The following is a 13,059-nucleotide window of genomic DNA, read 5'->3' as shown; positions in this document are numbered from 1 at the left end:
TAATACCGAACATTTACAATGTGGGGGCATTTGCATCAATTCGAGTAATAAACAACTCGCCAGTGTGCGCGAAATCGATGATATTCACATTTGTTAATCCACTTGTAGCTTCTTTAAAGTCTTCTTGTGAGTTTTGAAAAGAAGCCAATACTATTGTCTGTTGCTCCTTATAAGTTTCTAATTGACTTAAGAAAGCTTTGAAATTTCCAGTAGCGGCGGATTGCTGTTGTGGTTCATCAAATATAAGAGTTTCAAAGTGATTTCCGCCGCTGTTGATTGAAGTGTCTAGTAACGCGGTGTAGTAAGCCCATTGCGCTCGAATAAAATCACTTGCCGATGATTCAAACCTAATATCGACTTGCTTATTTAGTCCATTGGGGAGTGGAACTTCGTACACAGGCAAGTATCGTTCCAAGGAAATAGATATGTTACTTATCTGCTTTGAGGTAAAATTAAATTTGCCCAACAGTGCTTTGAAATAATTGGTGAAGTTTTCCAATTTTCTAACATCGGTTGTTGATAAGTAATTGCCCGAGAATCTCGCCATAGCACCTTTTTCTGCAGCAAATTCGGATGCAACCTTGTATAAATCATTCATGAGAAGTTCAAACTCTTCTCTGAGTTTATATACAAAATTGAGTTCTCGTTCCAAGATGACTTTTCTTTCAATAATTTCTTCTGAAGGAAGGCGATCATCACTTATCAAAGAGCGTTTTAACGCTCTGATTTTAGCGCGGTTAGTTTGGATAGCTGTTTCTAGTGCATGAGCCTTATTTTCATCACCAGCAATTTGACTCCTTATGTTTGCAATAAAAGCTTCGATCATTTTACGCTGAGCCTGCAAGTAGTTGATGTTTTCATCAATTCTCATAGGCACTACCTCAACATGTTCGTGTAAAAGTGTGTCGTTAATTGGTTGATTACATGTTGGGCATAATCCAGTATTACTTTTTAGATCAAATTCTAATCCAATTTTTTGGAGTTTTTCAGCATCCTTATTTTTACGAAGATCTTCATCAACGTTTTTTTGTTGAGCAAGATACTGTCGCAATGTTTCCTTATTCTGGCTTAACTGCGAACTAATATTGTCAGATAATATTTCGTATCTGTCGGTATGGAATTTCAGGCTGTCTATTTCTTCTTCTATCTTTTTTAGATTGTCATTAATAGGTGTCTTCAGTTGAGCAGTAACTTCTTTTAATTCTATACTTAGAACGGCAATAAGTTCGCCAATGAGAAAAGATTTTTCTGCACGTAAAAATCGCAAGTAGGGTTTACTTTCCTTTGTCAAAATTTCGGGAGCATGCGGAAGTCCAACGACTTCAGCGCCCCCTCTCCTTGCTAAAGCTGAAACTTTCATCGATACTTCAGTCCAGTTATCAGATATTCGCTTTATTCGATTTTGAATTTCCTGACGTGAGGCAGCAGCTTCAAAGACATCAAAAGCTAGGATGTATTCGAAGACTTTTGCTGCCGCGTCTCTGACTCCATAGTAGGGCATATTAGCATAGAAATCTGACCATCCAGCTTTTTGTTCAATAAAATGTGCCGAGGCTAATAATGGCAAGAACATCTTAACCCTTCGTCCTTCCTGATTAATAATTTCAGGTAGATGTGCTCCAATGAAGTCCTCAAGATATTTATGAAATCCTACCTCATCGCTCGACGCACCTCCTTTGTCATGAACATACATAGGCAGTCGCTCGTAAGTTCCATCTGGTTCAGTTAACAATGGGCCTAGAAAAACCTCGACAGCTTGAGGTTTAATCTTATCGTTTAAAATAAATCGCTTGCTCGTGATACTCCTTGAGCCATTTGAAAATTGCAGATAAATTTCAGACTGAACAACTGTATTTTCAATTGGGTGGGAAATAATTTCCTTAACAATGGATTTGAATACCGACTGCAGAGCTTTATCATTTTTGCTGCCTAGAATTTCCTCAAACCCCAATCCGTATAGAAGTGCTCCAAAAAGAGAACTTTTACCAGACGTATTATTTGCCCTAACAATATTAAGTCCTTTTTTGAAGGGCAGAGTTCGGCCAAAAACTCCATTGTTGGTGTGTATTATTGCCTTTATGGCCTCAATTCTTATCATGTTGCTGTTCAGTTAGCTTGTTGATAAAGTCTTCTGTTACTTTTTGTTTACCGATGTAAGTCAGAAACAGTTTCTCTCTAGTAAGTATCTCACTATCCTTTTTCAGTTTTTTACCAAAGCTTACGCCTTTCTCGGTCAATTGATATTTATCCTCGTACATAGTTATCAACCCCTCTGCAACTGCATATTTGAGCGCCTTATTTAATGCTGGCTCAACTGCCCATGAAATAATTTTGCTTGTATCCTTCATGATAAATGCCATCCGGACATAGGCCATATTCGTTTCTGATTTCAAAGCCCAGATTAACAGATGTAGCTTGTTTAACGAGGATTTGTTACCTCGACAAGCAATATCAAGAATAAGCACGATCAGTCCAATTTTATATAGTGGACGATAATCCGGGCTTAGTGGAATTGCCCTCTCTCTAAAACTCCCCTTAATTGTTGGTGATTTCATCAATGCTCTCTTCAAAGTAAATAGGACATGTCATTATCCAAAACGCGATGCAGTAGTTCTTTAATCTAACCACAGTGGATTCATCCAGATAAGGAAATGATGTCCGTATCTTATCTTCCATGTAGCTTTTAATTTCTTCTAAGAATGGGCTAGGGTCAACATTAGTTAAAAGACATTTCTCTTGTAGTTCGGATGCAACACTAGCCATGAGCTCAGTAAATCGCTGATGATTTTCGGGCTGTGAACTTCGCCATTTTCTTAATATTGATTCGCCATTTAGGTAGTGTCTGGCTTGTTCATTAGTGAGAATGTTGACAGCTTTGTCAGCATCTTTCTTTTTATTTAATGAGCGTATGATAATTTCATTTTTAGAAATCGCATTTTCTACAAGAGGAATTTGAGTATCCTTCCATGCTACAAGTTTATTCTCACTTGTTTCGTCTGCATCAGGTTGAAGGGATAGCTTCTTGTCTGTTTGATTAAAATACTCCCCAATTTCAAGGGCATAATCATCACATTCGTGAACTAGCACATTGAAATCACTGTCTATAAAGGGCAAATTCCAAGATTTAACTAAGTCTCGTTTAGTATTGCAGTGTGGGATTAAATCGTGATGCCCCATTTTGGGTGTAATAAGAGTCCAAGTTGTCAGCTTAGTGCCTCCCAAAAGGTTTACCAGTTCTGCCTCGTTGATTTTCAATTTATTGATGTCAGCAGTAATTTTATCTCTTTGTCTTTCATAGAGCTTTTTATTATCTTCATTAGTTTCTGGACAGAAACACTGAAATGTTAGGCCATCTTTCGTGAAGCCCTCTATACCAAAATCCCCTGGAGTGGCCGGGACCCTTTGATAGCCTGCTTGCATGTATTTACGTTTCAATATAATTTGAAACATATTTTCCCAAGTACTACCATTAAAACTTCCATAGCTAGTTATAAACATTTTGCTTCAATTAAATAGTTCTAACGCACAATAGATTTTTAACTGCGAAAGATATAAAATTTATACTTTATACAGTTAGGTCATTCCTTAAAACAAAAAAATCTGTGGATAATCGTGGACATACGGGGATTCTGGTGGAAAAACTGTCCTCTTTGGCCCAAACAGGGAACCTTCACTTTAACCGCAACCATACATTTATTAAAACGAACAGCCGAGAATAGTAAGCGTTACCAATTTTCGCAACTATTGGTATAGGTTGCCCGAAAGCGGTAAGCAGCTTTTCCGGCCATTGTATGTTTGCTTTAAAAACCTAAAAAGTATGGTAGATACATCGTGAATTACATTCCTGAAAACAAGACATCGATTATGAAACGGCAAAAGACAGATCAAAAGCATGAAGAAAAAGAATAACGTAAATTCGTATGAGAGGACACACGACATTACACCGGAAGATGTGCGCCGGTTTGAGAAATTCAGGCATTATACCGATGACCAGGTAGCAGCTTTGATCGATACGATCAAGAAGTATTCCCGGTTTATTTATAATGTGATTTCTAAAAGTCGGAATTCTGGCAAGAAAATTGCATTAAACATTGATAATCAAGATATTAAAGCGACATGAGCGACATAAATCTCTTCAAAACCTTTGCCAAAGGCACAAGTAAAACAAAAGCTAAGGGAAACAACTGTGTTATTTATACCCGTGTCTCTACGAAAGAGCAAGCGGATAACAACCTAAGTCTGGACACACAGAAGAAAGCTTGTGAAATGTTTGCTAAAAAGGGCAACCTGCAAATCTTGAGTTACTATGGCGGGACCTATGAAAGCGCCAAGACAGATGAGCGCAAGGAGTTCAACAACATGTTGTCATTCCTGAAGAAGAGCCGGGAGAAAATATCGCACATCATTGTTTACAGCGTTGATAGGTTCAGCCGTTCAGGTGCAAATGCCATTTATATAGCCGAGCAATTGAAAAAGCAGGGTATAATGGTTTGTTCCGTAACGCAACCTACGGATGCGTCAACTGCCAGTGGCAGCTTGCAACAGAATATTCAATTCATCTTTAGTGAGTACGAAAACCAGCAAAGAAGGGAAAAGTGTATGGCAGGCGTGAAGGAAATGCTCCTACGCGGCGAATGGCCAACTGCACCTCCAATTGGCTACGACATCATCAAAACCAACGGTAAGCGTTCAATAGTACTCAATAAGGATGGAAAGCTACTTAAAAAGGCATTTTACTGGAAAGCGAATGAAAAGGTGTCAAGCGAAGAAATAATCAAACGATTAGCTGCACAAGGGTTAAAGATCAGCAACCAGCGCATCTCAGCTTTCTTTCGCAATCCTTCTATTGTGGCCTAATGGTTCACACTGCATTGGACGGACAGGTTATTGAGGGTAATCATGAGAAAATGATCTCTAAAGAAATGTTCCTGGAGGTGAATGGCCTTATGGCGGAACGTAAACAAGGATACCAAGTCAATTCGGAGATAGACGATGTTGCGCTCAAGCAATTTTACAAGTGTGAAAGCTGTGGTCGTTTTCTAAGAGGGTATAAGGCATACAAGAACCAGAAGTATTACTATAAGTGCAACACGAAGGGATGTGGCTGCAATAGAAAGGCAGAAGAGCTTCATCGGAAATTTCAGAACGTTATCTCTAAATATTGCTTTGGCGTGGATGAAGAAACCATGTCTTTAGTCAGGGAACAAATTATAGCGGAATACAATCGGCAGAATGACCAGAAGGACGACACACTTAAGGTGATAGAAGAACAACTATCAGCCGTCGATAAGAAGCTGGAACGGCTAGAAGAACGCTATGTTTAGAGGAGATATCCCAAGAAATGTTTCAGAAATTCAAGGTCAAATTTCTGGAGGAAAGGGCTAAAATAGACGAGCAGAAGTCAAAAGTAGGAATAAGGGTGTCGAACCTTGAGGAATGTATAGATGCAGCTTTCAGGCTTGCGCCGAAACTCGCTCTGGCATGGGATTACGCCGATTATTCAGACCGGCACTTACTGCAATTTTTGGTTTTTCCTGAGGGAATATATTATGATCGAAAAACAGACGGGTGTCGAACCGGAAAAGTAAATATGGCCTTCGGCTACATTGCCCACGCGGCAACGGTTTTAGAGGAAAATAATAAGGGGAACTGTGGTGATAAACCGCAGTTCCCCTCTCTGGTAGTCTCGACAGGAATCGAACCTGTATCAAAAGTTTAGGAAACTTCTATTCTATCCATTGAACTACGAGACCAGAACATACCGTTCCGTACGTTGGAGGTGCAAAAGTAAGGGTATCGTTCCTCATTACAAATAGGTAGCCGCAAAATACATGTATCATTAAAGTATGGTTAGATCTGCCGGCCGCCATATTGCCTGCTGGTGCTCATTCATTACATTTGATCCTTCATCAAAATACCTGCCCCATGCAAAATATAGCTGTATTCTGTGGCTCTTCAGAGGGTTATAACGAGCTCTACCGCGAGACCGCCTTCGATCTCGGCGCCATGCTGGCCTCCCGCGGCATAGGTATAGTATATGGTGGCGCCAAAGTAGGCCTCATGGGCGCCGTGGCCGAGGCCGCACTGCAGCAGGGCGGCAGGGTCACGGGTGTCATACCCCGTTTCCTGGAACATAAGGAGATAGTGCACGACGGCCTTACTAAGCTCATATCGGTAGATACCATGCACGAGCGCAAGCTGCAGATGAACCGCCTGTGCGATGGGGTCATAGCCCTGCCCGGTGGCTGGGGCACTATGGAAGAGCTTTTCGAGATGCTCACCTGGGGCCAGCTGGGCCTGCACCGCAAACCCATAGGCCTGCTCAATATCAATGGCTTTTACGATGCCCTCCTGGCCCTGTGCAGCAATATGGTGCAGGAGGGCTTCCTGGATGAATGTGTGAATACCTCCCTGCTTGCCAGCCCCTCGGCCGATGAGCTGCTGGACATGATGGAGCGCTACACCCCGCCACCGGTACCCAAATGGCTCACCGAGCGTACTACCTGATGCGTGGCAGCGCCCTCCCGGGTATATGCCACACGCTACAAACATATTCATCATGTATTCTTATCTTGGCATCAATGGTAAAGCTATAATTATCAGGTAATTCTGTAACCATTTGTCAATAACTATATAACGATCCAACTCCCGAAATCCTTATCTTCGCATAGAGAAGTATCACCATGGCTTTAATTCGATCCATTTCAGGCATACGCGGCACCATTGGCGGGGTACCCGGTAAAAGCCTTACCCCGATAGATATCGTCAAATTCACCACTGCTTACGGTGCATGGATAGCACAGCAGGGCGACAATAAAAAGATAATCATAGGCCGTGATGGCCGTATATCTGGCGGCATGGTGCGCGACCTCGTGGCCGCTACCCTGCAGGGCATAGGTTGTACAGTTGTAGACCTGGGCCTCAGCACCACACCTACGGTAGAGATGGCCGTGAAAATGGAAGATGCCGCAGGCGGTATCATCATCACTGCCAGCCACAACCCCAAAGAGTGGAATGCGCTGAAACTGCTGAACAAGGATGGCGAGTTCATAGACGCTGCCGCCGGCCAGTGGATACTCGACTTCGCAGAGCAGGGCGATATCCGCTATGCCGAGGTGAACAAGCTGGGCGTCCTCACTCACAACGATACCTATATACAGCAGCACATAGACATTATACTGCGCCACCCCCTGGTGGATGTAGAAGCTATACGCAAAAAGAATTTCAAAGTAGTGGTAGATGCTGTCAACTCTACCGGCGCCATATCGGTACCACCCCTCCTCAAGGCCCTTGGCGTGCAGGAAGTACTGGTGATAAACGAAGAGGTGACGGGCAAGTTCGCACACAACCCCGAGCCGCTGCCAGAGAACCTTATAGAGCTTTGCGCCACGGTAAAGAAGCAGAACGCATCGCTGGGTATAGCCATAGACCCCGATGTGGACAGGCTTTGCTTCGTATGTGAGGATGGCAGCCTCTTTGGCGAAGAGTATACCCTCGTAGCCATTGCCGACTATATACTGTCTCAGAAAAAGGGCAATACGGTCTCCAACCTCTCATCTACCCGCGCCCTGCGCGATGTGACCGAGAAACACGGCGGCCAGTACTACCCCAGCGCAGTAGGCGAGGTGAACGTGGTACGCAAGATGAAGGAGGTGAACGCAGTGATAGGTGGTGAAGGTAATGGAGGCGTCATAGTGCCCGAACTGCACTATGGCCGTGATGCGCTTATAGGTATAGGCCTCTTCCTTACACATCTTGCCCGGTCGGGCAAGACCACCAAGGCGCTACGCAGTACCTATCCCGATTATTTTATATCGAAGAACAAGATAGAGCTGGACGAGGACGTGAACGTGAAGCATATCTTCGAGCAGATAAAGGCAAAATACAAGAAGCAGCCCATCAATACAGAAGATGGCCTGCGCATAGACTTCGATAACGATTGGGTACACCTCCGCACATCCAATACAGAGCCTATCATACGCATCTACTCCGAAAGTGGTTCAGAGACCACGGCCAATAATATAGCCAAGCGCATTATGGCCGATATACGCGAGATGATGCTGATGAAGGCCGAGTAAAGGGAGGAGCATTACATACGGGACCTTAAAACCATGCCTGCTATGAAAAACACGGCAGAGATAACGAATGATGGGGCATGCGTGTACCTGGATAGCGCCATTCGGCCGGACAGAACGGTCAGAATATCCTTGTTGTTTGCCAATATCTTCGCCTTCGCTATATATGGTCTTATAGTATATTCGGTATGGGGCGAGGGGTTGCCCCGGCTTTCTCTTTTTGCCATATATATCTTTTTGCCGCTCTTCTATGCCATCACCCTGGGGAGGCTCACTCTTTGGAACCTCTTCGGCCGCGAGTTCGTCATCATCAATACCAAAAGCCTCTCTTACCGCCGCAACTACGGCTTTTTCACAACCCAGCTAAAGGTATTGCCCTTCAAAGACCTGCACTATACCATAAAAGAGCGCGGCCAGCGCTCCGGCGTAGACAGTGGCACCCTCCAGTTCGCCCACCACAACGAACAGGGGCTTTCGGTCAATCTTTTTACTACCTCTGTAGTACTACCCATCAAACGCCTGCAGGAGCTTACAGAGCAGGTGCGTTTCATCTTTGCCCTGGAGCGTATCTCTGACCCCGAGTACGATGTGATACATCTCAATTGACCACTTCCCATACTATTCCACGGTCACAAGCGTTATACCCAGGGCGTTCCGTCCACAATTCTAACATATCCCTATGGGTATTAAGCGTAATTTTGCCGCACCGTAATGAAAAGAATATCAAGGCTGTTAGCATACCTCGCAGACCAAAAAGGCAAGATCGCGCTATACTTCACTGCAAATCTGCTGGGCATTCCCTTCGGATTGGCCACCATGATCATGGTAGGCCCCGTACTGCAGGTATTGTTCCAGGCCGCGCCACCGGCAAAGAATGCGGTATCGGGTCCTGCTGATATAGCCATAAACTACATCAACGACATTGTATTGCGCCACGACCGGCTCACAGCGCTCACATATGTATGCATTGCCGTAGTGCTGCTTACCCTGCTAAAGAATGTCTTCCTTTACCTGGCAGTATACATCCTCAATCCCATTCGCAATAATATCCTTCGCAAGCTGCGCACCGATCTCTTCGACAAGACCATGTCGCTGCCCATTGGCTTCTTTACCGAAGAGCGCAAAGGCGACCTCATGTCGCGCATGACCAACGACATCAACGAGGTAGAGCTTTCCATCATGAGCGTGCTGGAGGTATTCATTCGCGAGCCGCTTTCCATCATTTTTTATATCTCCTATATGGTGTGGGTCAATTATCAGCTCACACTGGTACTGCTTGTGTTCCTGCCCGTGGCAGGTTTCATCATTGGGCGCATCAGCAAGTCGCTGCGCCGGTCTTCCAATGCAGCACAAGAGCACCTGGGCAATATGATGGGTGTGATAGACGAATCGCTGGCAGGCATGCGCGTTATCAAAGCCTTCGGAGCCGAGACGCACCAGCGCCTACGCTTCACCCGGCTCAATAATATGCTCTTCCGCACACGCAACTTTATAGCTGCGCGAAAAGAACTTGCCTCCCCCATGTCCGAAACGATGGGCATTATAGTGGCCGCCGTCATCCTCTGGCTGGGGGGCCGTATGGTATTTGCCGGCACAGGCTTCACCGGGCCGGTATTCATTACTTATATAGGCGCCTTCTGGATGCTCATAGCGCCTTTCAAAAATCTCTCCGGTGCGTTCAGCAATGTACAGAAAGGTACCGCTGCACTAGACCGTATAGAGCACCTGCTCTCTGTACCCAACACCATCACGGAGAAAGCCAATGCAAAGCACCTGCCCGCCTTCGATAACAACATTACCCTCCGCAATGTGCATTTCGCCTATGGCGAGCGTACCGTGCTGCAGGACATAGACCTTACTATACCCAAGGGCAAGACCGTGGCCCTCGTAGGTTCCTCAGGTGCCGGCAAATCTACCCTTGCCGATCTCATACCCCGCTTTCACGATGTGACAAGTGGCGAGATACTGATAGACGGCACAGACATCCGCGACTGCAAGATCGACGACCTGCGCCGCCTCATAGGTGTCGTAAGCCAGGATCCCATCCTCTTCAACGATACGCTCTACAACAACATCACCCTCGGTACCGGTGGCGCTACCAAAGAGCGCGTGGAAGAGGCCGCACGCATAGCCCATGCCGATAAATTCATACTGCAGAAAAGCGAAGGCTATGATACCGTGGCCGGCGACCGTGGTGCACGCCTCAGTGGTGGCGAGCGCCAGCGCATCACCATAGCCCGTGCAGTGCTGAAGAACCCGCCCATCCTCATACTCGATGAGGCCACCTCATCTCTCGATACCGAGAGCGAGCGCCTGGTACAGGAAGCCATCAATAAGCTGATGCAGAACCGTACCTGCATTGTCATAGCGCATCGCCTTTCTACAGTGCAGCATGCCGATGAGATAATAGTGCTGGAGAAAGGCCGCATAGCCGAGCGTGGCACACATGCCACCCTGCTGGCCGCCAATGGTATCTATAAAAAGCTGGTAGAGATGCAGCAGGTAAAATAGCCTACCACGGCTGCTCGAAAGACACCTTATCGAACTCCTTATTGCATTCCTTAAAGGTGCTTTTATCCCTGTTCTTCAACCTCAGCGGATCCTTACCACCCATGCGCGACAGCAACGCTATAGGTAGCAATACCAGGTAGAACACCGCCGTCAGCAATGCATTGGGCATTATCTTCCCTAGCACACCTGCCAGTTGCATCCATACCCACTCTATCTTCCTGCTAAGGTAGGGCGACAGAACACCCACACATCCCACTACAACCGCCGTTACCAGCGCCCACTGCATTCCGGACATGACGTATACCACCAGCAGCCCTACAGTTATAGTAAGTATGGCCCTGGCTGTTTCTTGTTTCGTGTTCTTTACCATATCAGAACAATGTATAAATGAATGGCGCTATAGCCGAGCCTCCGCCAAATACCAGTATCACACCCAGCAGCAGCAATACTGCTATCATCGGTGCCAGCCAGTACTTTTTGCGTGCTCTCATAAAGAGCCATATGTCTTTCAGAAACTCCATTTGCCAGCGTTTATATAGTTGCTATCATACTTTTCCATTTGTCCTTATTGTCCCTTTCGGGCTGCTCGCTTTTCAGGTATACATATTCGTTCATCACCAGCACATCCATATCAGTGGCCATAAAACAGCGGTACGCATCGTAGGGCGTACACACCACCGGTTCGTCCCGCACATTGAAGCTCGTGTTCACCAGCAACCCGTATCCCGTTAGTTGCTTAAAGGCGTTTATCAGTTGCCGGTACCTTTCGTTCGTACCCCTATGCACCGTCTGTATCCTTGCCGACCCATCCACATGCGTCACCGCCTGTATATCGCTGCGCTTTTGGTACAGTTTATCCCACAGCGGCAGCCCATGAAAGCCCTCCGGCAGCGGTACACACCTATCTCTCCTTACCTGTGCCACCATCAGCATATAGGACGAATCCGTCTCCAGCTCAAAGTACTCTGTGGCATCCTCTACCAGCACCGCCGGCGCGAACGGCCTGAAGCCCTCCCTGTTTTTTATCCTTAGGTTCAGCCGCTTTTGCATTTCCGGATCGCGGGCATCTGCAAGTATGCTGCGGTTGCCCAGTGCCCTCGGCCCATATTCCATTCGCCCCTGGTACCAGCCTACTACTTCTCCATTGGCCAGTCTCGCCGCTACATCAGCGGTCAGGTTCTCAAAGTTATCATAGCGTTTGTATACAGCCCTCTCTCTCCTGTTCATCTGCATCACCTCCTTATCGCTATACTGCGGCCCCAGGTAGCTGCCGTTCATCTGGTCGTTCACACCATCGGCCATGCGTGGCTCCTCATAGTACATATGTGCTGCTGCCAGCGCAGCGCCCAATGCACCACCTGCATCGCCCGCCGCGGGCTGCACATATATCTTGCTGAATATCCCCTCTCGCAGCAGCTTGCCATTGGCCACACAGTTCAGCGCCACACCACCTGCCATGCATAGGTCGTCAGCTCCTGTTATTCTCTTTACCTCTCGGGCCATCTTTATCACTATCTCCTCTGTCACCGTTTGTATGGCCAGGGCCAGGTCGCAATGGTGTTGCTCTATGGCCGCATCTTCCTCCCTCCTGGGAAATCCGAATAGGCGCTCCCATTCATCCTCTCTGGCCATACGCAGGCCGGTGGCATAGCTAAAATACCCCTGGTCCATCCATACCGATCCATCTTCCTTTACATCCACCAGCCGCTTCTTTATCGTATCCATGTACTGCACCGTGCGCTCTGCTCCCGGGTCGCCATAGGGCGCCAGCCCCATCAGCTTGTACTCTCCACCATTCACCGCAAAGCCCAGGTAGTAGGTAAATGCGCTGTACAGCAACCCCACCGAGTGCGGGAACTCCATTTCTCTCACTATGCGTATCCTGTTCCCTTCTCCCACGCCTATCGATGCCGTACACCATTCGCCCACCCCATCTATGGTCAGTATGGCCGCTCGTTCGTAGGGCGATGGAAAGAATGCACTGGCCGCATGAGACAAATGATGCTCTGTGAACAGTAGCTTTAGCTGCTTCCTGTCATAAGGCTCTACCTCCTCCAGCCCATCGCGAATGAGCTTCTTCAGAAATATCTTTTCCCTTAGCCATACCGGTATCGCCCTCAGGAAGGACAACAGCCCCCTTGGTGCAAAGGCATAGTAGGTCTGCAGCAGCCGCTCCAATTTCAGCAGCGGTTTATCGTAGAATACCACTGCATCCAGTTCATCTATCCTCAGCCCTGCCTCTTCCAGGCAGTACCGTATGGCGTTCGCAGGAAATGCCGCCGTATGTTTCTCGCGCGTAAAGCGCTCTTCCTGGGCAGCGGCTATTATTCGCCCGCCCACGGTCAGCGCCGCTGCCGAGTCGTGATAGAAACACGAAATACCCAGAATCTTCCTTTCCTGCATACTGCCTAATAACAGCCAACATTACAAAATACCCCGCAAAACACAAGCCTGCAACCTAAAAGAGACCACC

General features: G+C 46.7%; 12 protein-coding genes and 1 tRNA gene. 6 read left to right on the top strand and 7 right to left on the bottom strand.

Going from position 1 to position 13,059, the window contains the following annotated elements; translation table 11 throughout:
• Nucleotides 1-13 precede the first annotated feature (13 nt).
• The 3 genes from ABD843_RS11000 to ABD843_RS10990 are packed head-to-tail and all read right to left on the bottom strand — an operon-like array spanning nucleotide 14 to nucleotide 3,420.
• Nucleotides 14-2,098, bottom strand: a complete 2,085-nt coding sequence (locus ABD843_RS11000) for an AAA family ATPase (protein ID WP_345082970.1) — start codon at nucleotides 2,096-2,098, stop codon at nucleotides 14-16.
• Nucleotides 2,085-2,555 carry a hypothetical protein gene (locus ABD843_RS10995; RefSeq protein WP_345082967.1) on the bottom strand — a complete coding sequence of 157 codons (471 nt, stop codon included), beginning with the start codon at nucleotides 2,553-2,555 and terminating at the stop codon, nucleotides 2,085-2,087. Before ABD843_RS10995 ends, ABD843_RS11000 begins: the two co-directional genes overlap by 14 nt.
• Nucleotides 2,536-3,420: a hypothetical protein gene (locus ABD843_RS10990; protein ID WP_345082964.1), complete on the bottom strand. Its 885-nt coding sequence runs from the start codon at nucleotides 3,418-3,420 to the stop codon at nucleotides 2,536-2,538. The genes ABD843_RS10995 and ABD843_RS10990 overlap by 20 nt, the downstream gene beginning before the upstream one ends.
• A 696-nt stretch (nucleotides 3,421-4,116) precedes the next feature.
• Here ABD843_RS10990 and ABD843_RS10985 point away from each other — a divergent pair.
• Nucleotides 4,117-4,857, top strand: a complete 741-nt coding sequence (locus ABD843_RS10985) for a recombinase family protein (protein ID WP_345082961.1) — start codon at nucleotides 4,117-4,119, stop codon at nucleotides 4,855-4,857.
• Between the two features lie 50 nt (nucleotides 4,858-4,907).
• Nucleotides 4,908-5,324, top strand: coding sequence for a hypothetical protein (locus tag ABD843_RS10980; protein WP_345082958.1), 417 nt, complete (start codon nucleotides 4,908-4,910; stop codon nucleotides 5,322-5,324).
• Nucleotides 5,325-5,678: 354 nt separating this feature from the next.
• Here ABD843_RS10980 and ABD843_RS10975 read toward each other — a convergent pair.
• A tRNA-Arg gene (locus tag ABD843_RS10975) sits at nucleotides 5,679-5,753 on the bottom strand.
• 172 nt (nucleotides 5,754-5,925) lie between these two features.
• On the opposite strand from ABD843_RS10975, the gene ABD843_RS10970 reads away from it, so the two are divergent.
• The 4 genes from ABD843_RS10970 to ABD843_RS10955 all read left to right on the top strand — a co-directional run bounded on the left by ABD843_RS10970 (nucleotide 5,926) and on the right by ABD843_RS10955 (nucleotide 10,586).
• Nucleotides 5,926-6,507 carry an LOG family protein gene (locus tag ABD843_RS10970; RefSeq protein ID WP_345082955.1) on the top strand — a complete coding sequence of 194 codons (582 nt, stop codon included), beginning with the start codon at nucleotides 5,926-5,928 and terminating at the stop codon, nucleotides 6,505-6,507.
• Between the two features lie 176 nt (nucleotides 6,508-6,683).
• The gene (glmM, locus tag ABD843_RS10965; protein WP_345082952.1) at nucleotides 6,684-8,078 is read left to right on the top strand and encodes a phosphoglucosamine mutase; all 1,395 of its coding nucleotides are present in this window, start codon (nucleotides 6,684-6,686) and stop codon (nucleotides 8,076-8,078) included.
• Between the two features lie 42 nt (nucleotides 8,079-8,120).
• A complete protein-coding gene (locus tag ABD843_RS10960) occupies nucleotides 8,121-8,681 on the top strand; it encodes a hypothetical protein (RefSeq protein WP_345082949.1) in 561 nt (186 codons plus the stop codon).
• Between the two features lie 105 nt (nucleotides 8,682-8,786).
• The gene (locus tag ABD843_RS10955) at nucleotides 8,787-10,586 is read left to right on the top strand and encodes an ABC transporter ATP-binding protein (protein WP_345082946.1); all 1,800 of its coding nucleotides are present in this window, start codon (nucleotides 8,787-8,789) and stop codon (nucleotides 10,584-10,586) included.
• A 1-nt stretch (nucleotide 10,587) separates the two neighbouring features.
• On the opposite strand, the gene ABD843_RS10950 is transcribed toward ABD843_RS10955, so the two are convergent.
• Genes ABD843_RS10950 through ABD843_RS10940 form a run of 3 tightly spaced genes read right to left on the bottom strand, consistent with a single transcriptional unit; the run spans nucleotide 10,588 to nucleotide 12,989 of the window.
• The gene (locus ABD843_RS10950) at nucleotides 10,588-10,956 is read right to left on the bottom strand and encodes an SxtJ family membrane protein (RefSeq protein ID WP_345082943.1); all 369 of its coding nucleotides are present in this window, start codon (nucleotides 10,954-10,956) and stop codon (nucleotides 10,588-10,590) included.
• A 1-nt stretch (nucleotide 10,957) separates the two neighbouring features.
• Complete coding sequence (locus ABD843_RS10945; protein WP_345082941.1) at nucleotides 10,958-11,107, bottom strand: DUF5989 family protein; 150 nt, start codon at nucleotides 11,105-11,107, stop codon at nucleotides 10,958-10,960.
• Between the two features lie 10 nt (nucleotides 11,108-11,117).
• Nucleotides 11,118-12,989: a carbamoyltransferase family protein gene (locus tag ABD843_RS10940; RefSeq protein ID WP_345082938.1), complete on the bottom strand. Its 1,872-nt coding sequence runs from the start codon at nucleotides 12,987-12,989 to the stop codon at nucleotides 11,118-11,120.
• Nucleotides 12,990-13,059: the final 70 nt, after the last annotated feature.

The sequence above is a fragment of the Nemorincola caseinilytica genome, from assembly GCF_039540515.1.
In the GTDB taxonomy this organism is placed as follows: domain Bacteria; phylum Bacteroidota; class Bacteroidia; order Chitinophagales; family Chitinophagaceae; genus Nemorincola; species Nemorincola caseinilytica.
Note: the sequence above shows the minus strand (reverse complement) of the source record. Positions and strands in the feature narration are given on the sequence as shown.